The following is a 13,608-nucleotide window of genomic DNA, read 5'->3' on the forward strand; positions in this document are numbered from 1 at the left end:
GAGGAGACGATGGTCACCCATCACGCCTTTGGAACATACCTTCGAGAGTGCCGTCTCAAGGCCGGGTATGGCCTCCGCAGCTTGGCTGAAGCGATCGACATGCAGCCGTCCAACCTTAGCAATGTGGAACATGGACGAGTAGCCCCTCCGCAAGATCCCGCAGTGTTGGCGAACATTGCCGACACCCTCGGCCTCCCCGAGGGGTCTGCGGAGCGTACGCGATTGTTTGATCTCGCGGTCGCCCACAAACAGCCTGCCTTACCGCCGGATGTCGCGGCCTTTGCTTCAAAGACTCCAGGGATTCCGGTACTGCTTCGCACGATCGAGAATAAGCGGCTCACCCGAGAGGACTTAACTAAGCTGACGGACTATATCAACCAGCGCCTCGGAAAGCCCCAACGGTGAAGATCGAAGACGTTCCCGCCTACTCCATTCCCAGACTAGAACAGATTGCCAAACTCCTCTTGGAAGAACGCTGGCTTGGGCTAACAATCCCAATTGATATCGACTATATCGTGGAGCAGGAACCGGACACGATCCTTGACTACCTGCCCGGATTACGAACGGTTCACGGCGTCGCGGGCGCGGTGATCAGCCACCCCCAAGAGGCCCGCTTCACCATCCTGGTCGATAGGGAGGTTGCGGATGGCAATCTTTCTTTCTATCGCTTCACAGTCGCTGAAGAGTTTGCTCACCTCAAGCTCCATCGGAAACTGCTGGCGACGGTGACATCAGTGGAAGAGGTCATCCAGCTTCATGAATCGGAGCGATACCACGAAATTGATCGAAACGCGAAGTGGCTTGCGTCGGCGTTACTGATTCCTCCCGGGCCTGGGCTTGAGGATGCTCACCGACTGTATCCTGAGATGGTTCGCCGCGTGGGGTTTACGAACCCCGAAGCGGTCAAAGCCTACGTCGTAGATCGACTGAGCCGGAAGTATCTCGTGTCCCCTCAGGTCATGCGTATCCGATTGCAGTGTTGGCCTGTCGATGCGTTGAAGAAGATCGACACCGCCGTGAGGGAGGAGTTGGACTTCCTGGAGTGAGGTTGTCATAAGCCGACACAGAGGAACGGACGATACCCCCCGAACTGTGAGGCCGGTGGTAGCGGCACGATAAGGAATGAAGGAATAGGAGATCTGGAGCCAGACGGGAGGAAGGCGATCGTGTTGATCTCAAGGAGCGTGAGGAAGATATTGAATATGGGATCTTCCGGAAATTGTGCTATTCGCTGAACTTCCCCTCCACGACCTACCGAATTACCATGGCGCCGAGAGGCGATCGACGACATCCCGCCGCGCAAGCACACGCGAGCACAATTCCCAGCGGTCCTTGTCCGGGTCGATGGTTTCCTGGTATCGCATCTCGAAGACGTCGCGCGCTTGCTGCCGAAGATGGATGTACTCGTCCATCATGGCTTCCAGATCCTCCACGTTCTCGATCCATTCGTCTTCGATCGTATCCGGCAGGCCGCCGAAGATATCGTACCGGTCCTTCATACGGCGCGATATAACTTGATAGACCTTTTCGTCCTGGGTTTCGTGATAGACGAGGTTGAGCATATCCACGGTCCGCCGTGCCTGTCCGAGTCGTTTGATCCGGCCAAGCCGCTGCTCAAGCCGTGACGGATTCCACGGCAGATCGACGTTGATGAGCGTACCGAGGGTCTGCAGGTTCAACCCCTCACATCCGGCATCGGTGGCGACAAGAAGGCGAACCTCACGCTTCTTGACGGCAGCCTTGATGTCCTCACGCTCGACCGAGGCGAAGTCCTCACCGCGGAAGAGACCGCTCTTGCCCGCGCCCGCATAGACGCCAACGGGCTCGCCCGGCAACAATTTCGCCAGTTCTGCGCCGACACAATACACCGTGTCGTAGTACTGGCTGAAGACGATGCAGCCGTGCTCGAGCCAGGTCTTGCCCTCGGTGCGATGCTCTGTAAGGAAGTACCTGACCGCGGCGAGTTTCGGGTCGCGAGCTTCCGGACGCGACAATTCCTCGACAATCGTGCGCAGGTGTCCTGTTTCTTCAGGCGTAAGCGCACTGAGCGCCTCTTCGATCAGCTTCGTCTGTTCCTCGTCCTCAAGAACCTCGCGCCGCAGCATCTTTTTGGCCGTTGACCGGCCTGACGCGAAGCTCGAACAGATGCGTTGCAGGAGCAACGTCTTCATGAACCCGGCCGCCCTGGTACGCTTTTGTAATGCGTCCGTGAACGCTTCCGCTGCCCGATAAGCGAGATCGAACGGGTGATTTGTCAGCAAGCCAAGGCCGCTGAATCCGACGCCCGTGTATGCAGCAGCCGGCGCATCCGGGTCGGGATGGATATCCACACCGACCTTCTCCAGCAGCCCGGCGTCCTCCAACGTCTGCCGGCGGCGCAGCACCGTATGGCGCACAATCGGGTTATGCTCGCGCAGGAATCCGTGAGCGAGGGCTTGCCCGAGTTCCTGCTTTTCCAGGAATCCCAGCGAACCGAAGCCGCGATCGGTAAAAAAAGTCTGGTCGGGAAGCCCCAATTGCAGCCGCAGCGCTGCGAACAGGGCGTCCTCGCTGGCGGGAGGCAACGGGTTACGAAGCCACTCCCAGGCGTCCTTCTCATCCGACGGCCTCTCCTCGCCCTTCACAGTGGGAAGCGCCCTCTCCCAGTCAGGCCATTTTGCAAACGGTTCGCGCCCGAGAACGAAGTCTGCGCCGGAACTCAGAATTCGCAGCAGATCCCACAACTCGCGTACCTCGGTCTGGATCGGCGTCGCCGTTCCGAGCAGTAAGTTCCTCGTACGCGCCCCGATCCGAATCATGAAGTCGAGCAAGTTGTTCGGTTCACCCTTTTTCTCTCCCAGCCCACCGCGCCGTCTTGCCTTGTGCGCCTCGTCGAGAACCACCGTCCCATACTTGCGTTCGAGCAGGTACCGGCGCTCTTCGGAATTGTGGACGATCAATCCGGTGGACACGATGGCAATACGAAATGGGCAGCGGGCGATGTCCTCCGGCCCGCGCGTCTTGATAACGTGGCCCTTCGCATCGATCCACTCTTTCTTCGTGGACAACCAGACCGCGCTCGGAATGCCGAGCTTGTCCGTCAGCTCTACCTGCCACTGCAGCGTCAGCGTCGAGGGGCAGAGGATGAGCACCGGGCCGTCGTCCAGCAAGGCGGAGATCATCGCGCTCGCGCCCAGTGAGAGCGTCTTGCCGACGCCGACCTCATCGGCGAGCAGCAGGCGCGCCTTGCCGTAGGTCTCGCGATGCTGGAGGAACATCGTCACGAATGAGCGCTGCCACGGCTGGAGTTGTTCTCCACCCCGGTAGATCGGACTTTCGACAAGCGCGGCCGCGGGCAGTTCCTCAGTCGTCGCGTCCTCGAAGCGGATCTCCACGCGATCGGCGACGCGCTTGATCTCCTCGATGATGGCGTCGGGCAGCGGATAGGCGTCCTTCCAGAGCGCCTCAAACTCTTCTTCGACCCAGGTAACGCCTTCCGGCGAAGGGTCCTCCCAGAGGATTTCGTAGTTCTCCGCAAAGGCGCTCCTGGTTTCATTGATCGAGCCCAGGAAACAGGTCTTCGATCCGTCGGCCGCTTCGATGACGCCGGCCTTGCCGTGGATGAAGACACGGTCTCTCGGCACCACGCGGATCTCGACCCGACCGCTCGTCAGCAGATCATGCAACCGTCGATAGCGTTCCCGGTGCAGCAGCGCTTCGACCTCCGACGGCGCTTCGTTCCAACGCTCCTTCAGCGCGGTCTCGCGGACGTGCTTCGAGACGGCCACATCGGCGGCGTCCAGCTCACTGTTGCAGACGATCTGCACCTTGGGGATCGCGGCAATCTCTTCACCGACAAGCTCGAAGATCGAACTGCGGAAGTAGCCGGCGATGCGCCTGTAGGACTTCGCCTCCTTCAGCCTCACGCTGAGGAAGGAGTGGTCGAGGCGCTGGCGACGAGAGGAGAAACGGTTCAGCGCATTCATTAACCCTTCGTCCCCTTCATAGACCGCTTCACTGTCGGTATGGACTGCTTCTTTCTAGGCTTAGCTGCCGCTGCATCGCCCGCGCCGGGAGTCCTTTGAGCCGTATGTGAGCCCTTTGGTGTGGATGAGCCCTTTGAGCCCTTTGTGAGCCCTTTCGGGTTCAGGACGTAGTGCGTACCTTTGCCAGTGCGTCCCACCTTGACGAGTACCTGCTTGCGCCTCAGTACCTCCAGGTCCCGTGTGGCTGTCGGCTTGGAGACGGAAAATGCATCCTGATACTCGGTGTTGCTTATGCGCCCGCTTCGCCGAACGAGCTGAATTACCTCCCTCTGCCGTTCATCAAGCGCCAAAGCCTCCATGACCTTCGCAGTCAGCCAATTCCGCCACAGGGTCTGTACGAACATTCCCCCGTCCTGCCGGAATTCCGGTTCTGGCAGGCCGGCCTCACGAAGAAGCGCGATCATGTCGAGCGTGCCGGTGCCGGCTTTCTCGATGTAGCGTGCGAGGAATAACGGGTCCGCTATCAAAGGATTGCGCGGGATCGAGGGGTGCGGCACGCGCAACCGCTCCATAGTCAACGGCGGCGGCAGTTCGCCTGGATTCCAGATCTCCAGCCGGTCGCTGAACAGCGAGACCTGCACGCTGGCATTGCTGGCATAGTCGCGATGCGCCACGGCATTTACGATCGCCTCCGCCACCGCCCTTTCTGGAAGTTCGTATTCGACCGGCGCCTCCGGTCCCTGGGCGCGGGTGCCAACTGTTCGTGTGATCTTCGACATGACGAAATCTGTCGCCTGGTCCACGAGATCGAACACCGTGCCCTTGTAGATCTGGTATGACGGGATCGGCTTGCGAATCTCAGTTCCGTGAAAGTGCATGCACTTCACCTCGGAGGTGAGTAGGAACCTTTGCGGTTGTCTGCCGAACAGCAGCACGGCGGCGTGTGTCGGCATTCCACCATCGAGCAGATTGAGATGCGCGAGAGCCTCCTGCGGCGGGGTATTCTCCGCGAGCGCAAATTGCCGTTCGCGGCGTGCGCGGGAGAGAAACCACCGCAGCTTCTCCTCGGACAGATCGGCGAGAGTCGATCCGGGGCAGATCGAGGCATCGAACGGCCGGGTGCGCAGCGAACCTTCGCGTTCGAGGTAGTCGACGAGGCTCGCATACAGGGCCGCGGTCAGGTCTGGAATGCTGCCGAACCGGCGTCGAATCAGTTGGTCGCCGGCCTTGCGGACCAGGGTCCGCATTTTCTTGTGGCGTACCTTGTCGTCCGTGCCTCTGACGAATATGAGCCGAGGTTTCGCGCGGAGCGTGGCGCGGTCGAACTCGCGTTCTGTGGGCGAGACACCGTCCTTGTCTTCGTGGCCGTAGTCGTTGCCGAACAAGCCGACATAGATCGCGCAGCGATCGACTTCGTCCAGATATACCTCGTCAGCCCGGCGGTCGGCGGCGGGCAGGTCCTCGAACAGGAATGCCGTGAAGTATCGTCGCAGGAGCGCGTCGCCCTCTACGAACGCCTTGACTGCACGGCGCTCCTCAGCCAGTTCCTTTTGCACGCTGCTGATAAAGATGGATGTGGTGGCCACGGGTCGATTCGCTTCCTCAGCCCAGCCGCTGGTTCTTCACCAGCTCGCGCAGCACGCGGGCGGCGCCGGCCTCTTCCGGGCGCATCGCTTCGAGCCGCCGGGCGAGGTAGTCGGCCAGATCTACCGCCAGCTCGCGCCGGGTCATGTCGCTGTAGTAGTCGGAGATGTTGAGGATGAGGTGGGCCAGCACCTCGCTGCCGTCCACGTTGTTCACCAGCTCCATCACGGCATAGAGCACGGCGCGTAGCACCGACTGGTGCAGCTCCGAGCCTTCGCTCATCTCGGCGCGGCCGAACTCAACCGCGCTCTTGAGCCGCGCCTCATTGGCCCGCTGGCTCGCCATGAGCGGCCTGAAATCGCGCACCTTGAAGGCCTTGGCGAAGTTCTGGTAGTTGTCGAGCGTCTTCGCGCCGCGAGCTTCCATGTCGAGCATCTTGAGGTAGAAGCGCTCTACGCCGCTGAGCTTGTCCCAGTGGCCTTGAGGGATGCCCTGCGGCACCAGACACTGGTTGGCTGTGGCAACTGCAAATTCGATCAGTCCGTCAACAAAAGTGGTTTCGCCCTTCACGCGCGGGCGGATCGCCTCGGCGGTCATGTCCCGGCCATCGATCACGGCGTAGCGGGTGAGTACGCGCAGCGCCGCAGCGTAGCCGGCCATCTGGATATCGGCGTCCTCGAAGACATTCTCGTCGCGGTAGAGACCCTTCGCCTGCTGGTTAAGGCCGGTCAGCGCATCCACCTGCTTCTGGACCTCTTCTTGGATTTCCCATGCAAGGTCGTCGCGAGTGGTCTTGTACGCGCCGTGGCGCTTGCGGCAGACGAGCAGGACGGTACCTTTGACGTAGCTGCCCTCGCGCAGCGCGCTGTCGGTCTCGGTGGCCACGTACCAGGCGGCGGTGACCTGCAGGCCTGAGGCCCAGACGATATTCGCCATATCGGCCCAGATGGAGCCGGACTGGTGGGTGAACATAATGACCTGGATGCCGTTGTCCGGCATGCATTCGGTCATCCGCTTGTAGGCCGCCACCATACCGCGCCGGAAGTTCTCATCGTCACCCTTGATCGCGAGGGAGCGGCGGCTATCCCAGACCCAATCGGCAAACTCAGGCGGCGGGTTCTTGCGGAGCCAGGCAATGAAGAACTCGAGGATTTCTTCATAGTTCACCGCGCTACCGTAAGGCGGGTCGGTAAGACAAATGTCCGGCGAGGCTAAAATATCGGCCGCGGGTTGGCAGACGACACTTGCAGGTCCGAGCGATACCGCTTCAGGCAGCGGGGCTCCGAACAGTTGGAGGAGCGGAAAACTTCCTCGACATCCATAATTGTAGAACGTGTTCAGAGCTTGGTTGTAAAAGACATGAGCTGGATTGTCGCTGGCACCGCCTGTACGACCCCCTTCGCCACGGGTTCCGGACCCAGCCCTGGAGGTTGTCCACTGACAAAGCTTACTCGTGTAGTCGAGGATTCTGGAGAGCAGGACCAGTTCTTCTCCACGCTTTGACTCTCGCCTCAGCAAGCCGAGCAGCAATAAATGGCGAGCGGGAAATAGGTGATGCCAATGCGTCCACCCGCGCGTCCGAATCGGTTCATTCGTCTTATCGCCCGTCTCGATCCGCATGTCCGGTATCCAGCCCTTTTCTTGCCAATCGAAAAGCTGCTTGGCAACGAACTCCTCGACAAGAAGCTCGCGCCTGATGTCATTGTCCGAAACGGTGCGGAACTCATAGTCAAATTTCTTTCCATTCGCTCTGGGTTTCATCCAATGGACAGCGTAAAGGCGCTCCTGGAAGATATCTTCGGGGCGCGGTTTGAAATCGGTCTTTTCCCAAAGACGCAGCTTATTGCCTGTGACGCCATCGGCATTGCGATAGTCGCCGCGTAGCGTGGAAATTTTAGTCCGATACTCGACACCGTTCACGCTGTGAATGAGATACGGGTCCTGACCGCGGCCGTCGGAACGCACCGTGCCCTTCGATGCGGCCTTCAAATCATCGTCTGAAACGCCCGACCGGACGCGAATGTCGTAGCGTTTTTGAGAAGCAACCGGAACCAGCTCGGCGATCGCTTGTTTGCCGTAGCTAAGCACACGCGATGGTATTAAGGGCACCATCCAGCCGGATTGCGGGCAGCGAACCTCGACACAGTACAGGTAAGCTTTCGCACGCCACCCATGCCCATCGGTTTCAACGCCCAGCTTATCGATTTCTCCAAGCACCTTGTCCACAAGCTCTTGCTGGCGACGCTCAAGCTGGGCACGCTCATCTGCTGAGCCGCCGATGATCCGGAACGCGCCCCAGGTCAGCATGCAGGCTACCGGGTTGAGGTCGGAGGCGTAGACGTCGCAGCCGAGCCGCGCCGCCTCAAAGGGACTCTGACCGGACCCGCAGAAGGTATCGGCAACGCGCGGCCGGTGACCATAACGCATGATCCCAAGCTGCTCGACCAGCTCCGGGAACGATCGACCGCTCGTGCCCAGGTGCGCATTGACCGCATCCCAGATGTGCTCATGGACAATGTTCGCGACCTCCTCGGGGCGTTTGGCCGCTTCCACTCGTTCGCGGTACCGTGCAAGCGGGAGCATTTGCGCTTCCAGGCGGCGGCGCTCCAACTCGGACATATCATCGCGCCAATGAACCCTGACATCCTCCAATTCCGGCTTGGACCAGTCCACAGGCGCCGACTGGGGTATGGGCGTAGGGGGATCGAAGACGAAGTAATCGGTGATCCGGGTGATGCTCAGGGTGGCGAGGATCTCCTTGGGCTTTGGGCGGCTGGGCCAGCGGGCGACGAACGATTCGTCGTCCATCGCCATCAGCTTCTCGAAGATCTCCAGATCGCGCGTCGGGTCGTTGGTAGCCGGAAGGAGGCAGCCGAGGATGCAGGCTTTGTTCAGAATGAGCGGCTTGCGTCCCTTCCAATACGCGCCAAGCGGCACCAGTGTTTGACCTGCGCCCGCTTTGCGCTCCTTGAACACCTCGGCGGAGAGCTTCTGCACCGGCAGCAGACGCTCGATGAGCGCGGGCTCATCCTTCAGCGCGAACGGTATTACGCCGGCACTCACGCCGAATCCTCGAACAGCGGCAACTTGAACAGATCCTGCTCGATGGGTCGCGGCCGTCGCTTGCGGGACGCGGGCTTCTCGCCATCCGAAAGCGCGAGAAAGAGCGCACGCCGCCAGCCGCGCTGGGTGTCATTCGGCAAGCCGGCCTCGGCGACTGTCACGGAGAAGAGCCACCAGCGCTCTTCGGGGCGCAGCGCCGCCCACTTGCTGCAAATGATCGGAAGCTGCTCTTCGTTGGCGGGCTCGGCCGCCCACGCCAATACGCACAGCTCTTTGCCGAGAAGCCGGTCCACCAGGTTGGTGCCGGTATGCCAGCGGCCGGTCAGGATCTTCGCCGCCTTGAGCCGGTCATTGAATTCACGGCGGGCGATGTGGGCGATGGCCGACCACACCGGACGCGCGATAATGGCGCGTTCCTCCTCCCGCGGGATGCCGCCCTGCTGACCGCGGTAGCCGTAGTCCTCGACGATCACGACCGGCTCATGTCGTGAGGCAAGAATCTCGACGCGGAAGAGATGCGCGCCGTACGCATCGGGCGCGCCGAAGTCGATCGTCTTGGGCCGCTCAATCACTGCTCGACATCCCCTTGCTGCAGCTCAAGACCGAGCTTCCCGGCAAAGTCCTTCAGATCATGGCCCGATGCAAAGTGGGCCTTGCGAAAGGTCATGGTGATCGGCGTGTCCGGCGTGAACTTCTCCAGCACCTTGACGAGCAGCGCTTCGACGAATGCGGCGTCCACGGCAATGTCGCCAATGTTGACGCCGATCATCTGGTTGCCCTGACCCACCGTGAGCACAATACCCTCGAAGGTGGCCGATTTCTCGGCGGCCTGCTTCAGCCCCTCGAAGGTCTTGCTGCGCGAGTCGAGCTTGCGGCCGGTGCGCGAGATGAGGCGTCCGGGCTTTACGTCGTCGATCTGCATCCCCTTCTTGCCCTTGGCCGGGAAGCGGAATTCGTTCTTGGCCTCGATCCCGTCTGCCTCCGCGAAGGCACGCAGTATCACCTCGGCGTCACCGATTGCGATCGGCCCATCATACGCGATCCCCTCGCGCGGTTCGCTGCCGTCCAGCGTGTAGCGGATCGACCCTTTCGGGGCGACGAACAGCTCGACCCTGCGCTTGCCGCCTTTCTCCGAAAGCTGATTGCGAAGGGTGAGCTTGTTGGACCAGGTCACCGGATCGCCGGTCTCGTACTGCCCCGATACGTCGTGCACAAGGAAGCTGACCCGCAGAGCGTTCGTGACGTAAGGGTTGTCCTTCAGTTGCGCGCTCGACTCGGAGACCGGCGCTTCCTCGGCGTAATAGATGCGAGGCGCGGGACCGGCATTCTGCGGATTGATGCGCAGCCGCACCTTGCCTTCATCGCCGGGCTCGGGCTCAGCAATCACCTGGACGAAGGTACGCTTCTTCTTTGGCTTCTTCGTCACGTAGCCGTTGCCGAGGTCCTCCCACAGTCCGCGGTTGCAGGCGATCGATTTCAGCGTGTCGAGGCCTTTGGGCGGCAGCCACACCATGCCGGCCTGCTCAGCATAGCGGTCTGCCACATCGGACCAGCGCGCGTCGTCCTGGTTCTCGGGCCACAGCAGGTCCTGCGCCTTGTCGCGGATGGCGTCGAACTCCTTTTCCACGTCGAGGTAGAGCTTCAGCGGGTTGGATGTCAGCGTCTTCTCGATCTGCTCCTCACCGTTGAATTGTTTAGTGGCATCGCGGGTCATATCCAGAGGTTTGGAGGCAAGCTGGGCCGGCTTATCTGCGCGCTGGATGGGAAACAGGACCTTGTCGAACAGATTGAGGATGGTGGCGTTGAAATCCTGCTCATAGGTCTGCTGCTTACTCTCCAGATCATCCCGTTGCGGATGGCCCTTGGGGATGCGACCATCGGCCTTCTGCGCCGCGAAGAGTTGGCGGGCGGCCTTTTCTACGCTGCCCATGGCGGTCTTGTCGCCGGTGAGCACGCACAAGTTGTTCTTCTGGCTGAGGCCCTCAAAGAACTTCTGCACTTCTTCCGGTGGGATTTTTGAATCCGGGCTCACGACGAGCAGCACACGTCCCCTGCGCACGCGATCGGCGACCTCTTCCAGCCTGGGTAGGGGCAGCACGTCTTCGTAGCCGGTCTTGCGCACCGGTTTGAACATGTCGCGAAGGCGGTGTCTGATCAGGTCATCGACCTGGTTTTCGGGTGCGTCATGGGCGAGGCTTTGCAAGAGCTTGGTGAGGTTTTCCTGCCGATCGAAGTAGTAGCGACCTTCCGGCGTATGATGCACGTACCAGGCGACCTTTTCCAGCTCCTCAAAAGCGGCAAGGAACTCCGACGGTTCGCGCAGGGGTGAGATAAGACACTCGACCATCTCCTCGCGGGTGAGGCCCTTCACCGCGTTGACGGCGGTGGATAGACTTGCGGTGAGCAGCAGCGCGCCGACCTGCGTTGCCGCCTCCTTGCCGGTTTGCAGATCGATGATCTGGGCGTGTGCGGATTGCTGTGCGTCCCAGAGATCCTTGGCAATGACATCGCGCATGCCGGATATCTCGGTCAGCTTATCGCGCACCTCCGGCACCGACAGGTCGAAGTGCTGCGGGCCGATGAGGAAGACATCGTTGGCCTGTCGGTCCCACACCGACCTGAGCAGGCGCGACACGAGTTCGATCAGGCCGCGGGTCTGTTTGAATTGCTCGTTCTCCTTGAAGAGCGCGATGACATTCTTGAGCCGCGGGTGGAAGGGATACGTCGCAGCGATCTCGTCGGCGATCGCCTCGGCGCCGCGGTTGGCGGTCTTCGACTTGGCGGCCTCTTCCAGCTTGCGGCCGAAGGCTTCGGCAATGTCGCCGATCTCGGCTTTGTCGGGAAGCGACTTGAAGAGGCGCTTGCGCAGGATGTCGTAAATCTCGTTGGCGGCAAGGTCAACCGGCGTGATGTTGCGCTCCTGACGGCCAAGCTCCGAGCGCGCATCTTCCAGTGCCCGGTTGATGAGCTTGGCGCCGGTGTCATAGGCGGCGGCGAGGTCGGACACCACGACGCACACGTTCTTCTTCTTGCCGGCCGCCGTCAGCAGATTGGCGAACGCCCGGGTAGCGATGTCGGCGACGGTGCCGTTTCCGACCTTCTGCGTGTCGAGATAATGGAAGTAGGGCGGCATTTCGTCGAGCAGGATCAGGACAGGCGTATCGCCTTCGAAGAGCTTGAGCCAGTCCTTCTCGTCCGGCGCCTTGGGACCGCCGGTCCAGAAAGCCCTGAACTGCTCACCCTTGCCGAGCTGATTGGCGATCTCGCCCCAGAAGAAGTGGTCGGGATTGTTGCGGCCGTTGAAGGCGGCGATGTTGGCGCTCTGAAACGCTGAGGCGTAGAGCGTCCCTCCGCAGTACTGCTTGCGAAGCTGGGGATGCTTGGCGAGCAGGCCGAAACCAACGAGCAGGTGAGTCTTGCCGCCGCCCATTGCCTGCTTGAGGTGAAAAACCGCCTGCGTCGAAGCGCCGGCCAGTCGCGCGGTGCCCTCACTGATCAGGTCCTGCATACCTTGGGTGATGTGCGTCTTCTCGAAGAAGGCCGCGCCACCCCCCTCGGCGGTGATCAGCTCATCGAGTTGCTCAACCTGGTCGCTGAGCTTGATGGACAGGGCATTTGGCTGTATCTGGCAGGCATCGCGGACGGTCTTCATGGGGTGATTGCCTCCTTCGCTAAGCCGCAAGCACCAGCCCAACGTCGTCCGGCAGGTCGGCAGTAAGTGTGTCGGTCACGGGGTCCATGCGCCGGTTAGTATGGACAGTGTCGGCGCAAGCGATCTGGCCCTCGATGCCGGGGTCTTCCTCTATCGCCATCAGACCCCATTAATCCCATAAGTGCCCAATATCTTTAACACAAAACCGCCACAGCAGCGAGTCCTTTTTACCCTATCAAGGTGGGTCCTTTTTGCGTTGTCAAAACGAAAAGGAATGGAGTGATGCGCCCTACTTCTGTTGTAACTTCATGGCCAACTCGAATTCCCCGTCATAGGGTAAGTTTAGATGGGAGACCATTTCGGGAATGGCTAACTTCCAGCTCACGTAGTAGAAGGCCAATATGTGATAACCCGAGAATATCTTTTCGGGGATAGCATTGACTTTGTAGCCCTCTTTGTCCGGACTGAACCCCTGTGTTCCCAACAATGCGATCTCATGTGCGATTTCTTTGATTCTCTCTTTTGGCATATACCTGAAGTAGTTCAACGCATCAACCATGAACATGACCACCGCCATGTTAGTCCCGGTTTCTGTCTGAGATTTCTGGAACCTTTCTTCATCCCTCCGCTTGTCGATATCCCTTGACTCAACGCCGTGAGGGCCTTCTTCTATCGAAGTCAACAGCTTGTCGATATCCGTTCTCTCGCCACGGTATTCCTTTTCATCAATCAACTCAAAACATTCGTCGAGACCAAGGCGTTCTGCCCAATCAAGAACCATTTCGTATTCCTGGCCGGGCTTGCGGCTATCCTTATGCTGCAGGAAGTCACTGTAGAAAGCCTTCGCGTTCGATAGCTCTGACGACGTTGCGTGAAACTCCTGAACAACGGGAACCCCATAGAGGTCCTTGAACTGCATGGCACTGACAATATTGAAGATCTTGCTACTCCACAATATATTTGGCGGCGCATGTTCAACGATTTCCTTGTTTGTTACCGCATGCAAACCTTGCTTCAGCAAACCAAACAGGGAGATGAATTGGTATGGCCGGAGTTCCTCGAATTCATGGTAAAGAAAGTCCTCTATGAAAAGGTCTATGGGGGCATTGAAGATCTGCAGATTGATTCCATCAAAAAGAGTCGTACAGAAACCTGAGATGGATTCTTCAGGGACCCCCTTTTTGCGCAACTTCCTGAGGGAATAGTCTTGTATCTTTACAGTAGCGTCATGAACAGGTATAGAGTCGTGGTCGAGGATCTAACACATCCGGACGTGACAGACCGCGTCAGTCTTGGTCCGGTGAGACCGTGAGATAGCACGGGTCGTCACGTCCTGTCCCTCAC

General features: G+C 59.8%; 9 protein-coding genes. 2 read left to right on the forward strand and 7 right to left on the reverse strand.

The genetic code is table 11. From position 1 onward, the window contains the following. Nucleotides 1-9 precede the first annotated feature (9 nt). Both KGL31_04750 and KGL31_04755 read left to right on the forward strand, forming a co-directional pair. On the forward strand, nucleotides 10-405 hold the full coding sequence (locus KGL31_04750) for a helix-turn-helix domain-containing protein (protein MDE2321211.1): 396 nt from the start codon (nucleotides 10-12) through the stop codon (nucleotides 403-405). Further along, a complete protein-coding gene (locus tag KGL31_04755) occupies nucleotides 402-1,046 on the forward strand; it encodes an ImmA/IrrE family metallo-endopeptidase (protein MDE2321212.1) in 645 nt (214 codons plus the stop codon). The genes KGL31_04750 and KGL31_04755 overlap by 4 nt, the downstream gene beginning before the upstream one ends. Nucleotides 1,047-1,259: 213 nt before the next feature. Here KGL31_04755 and KGL31_04760 read toward each other — a convergent pair whose 3' ends face one another. The 7 genes from KGL31_04760 to KGL31_04790 all read right to left on the reverse strand — a co-directional run bounded on the left by KGL31_04760 (nucleotide 1,260) and on the right by KGL31_04790 (nucleotide 12,793). Continuing rightward, complete coding sequence (locus KGL31_04760) at nucleotides 1,260-3,965, reverse strand: DEAD/DEAH box helicase family protein (protein ID MDE2321213.1); 2,706 nt, start codon at nucleotides 3,963-3,965, stop codon at nucleotides 1,260-1,262. Then, entirely contained in the window at nucleotides 3,965-5,551 is a 1,587-nt protein-coding gene (locus KGL31_04765) for a DUF4062 domain-containing protein (GenBank protein ID MDE2321214.1), read from the reverse strand. Before KGL31_04765 ends, KGL31_04760 begins: the two co-directional genes overlap by 1 nt. Nucleotides 5,552-5,567: 16 nt before the next feature. Continuing rightward, entirely contained in the window at nucleotides 5,568-8,612 is a 3,045-nt protein-coding gene (locus KGL31_04770) for a DUF1156 domain-containing protein (protein MDE2321215.1), read from the reverse strand. After that, the gene (locus tag KGL31_04775; GenBank protein MDE2321216.1) at nucleotides 8,609-9,184 is read right to left on the reverse strand and encodes a DUF3780 domain-containing protein; all 576 of its coding nucleotides are present in this window, start codon (nucleotides 9,182-9,184) and stop codon (nucleotides 8,609-8,611) included. Before KGL31_04775 ends, KGL31_04770 begins: the two co-directional genes overlap by 4 nt. Next, nucleotides 9,181-12,264, reverse strand: a complete 3,084-nt coding sequence (locus KGL31_04780) for a DUF499 domain-containing protein (protein ID MDE2321217.1) — start codon at nucleotides 12,262-12,264, stop codon at nucleotides 9,181-9,183. The genes KGL31_04775 and KGL31_04780 overlap by 4 nt, the downstream gene beginning before the upstream one ends. A gap of 19 nt (nucleotides 12,265-12,283) precedes the next feature. Continuing rightward, nucleotides 12,284-12,424, reverse strand: a complete 141-nt coding sequence (locus KGL31_04785) for a hypothetical protein (protein ID MDE2321218.1) — start codon at nucleotides 12,422-12,424, stop codon at nucleotides 12,284-12,286. A gap of 129 nt (nucleotides 12,425-12,553) precedes the next feature. Further along, nucleotides 12,554-12,793 carry a hypothetical protein gene (locus KGL31_04790; protein MDE2321219.1) on the reverse strand — a complete coding sequence of 80 codons (240 nt, stop codon included), beginning with the start codon at nucleotides 12,791-12,793 and terminating at the stop codon, nucleotides 12,554-12,556. Nucleotides 12,794-13,608: the final 815 nt, after the last annotated feature.

The organism is Candidatus Methylomirabilota bacterium (assembly GCA_028870115.1).
Lineage (GTDB): Bacteria > Methylomirabilota > Methylomirabilia > Methylomirabilales > Methylomirabilaceae > Methylomirabilis.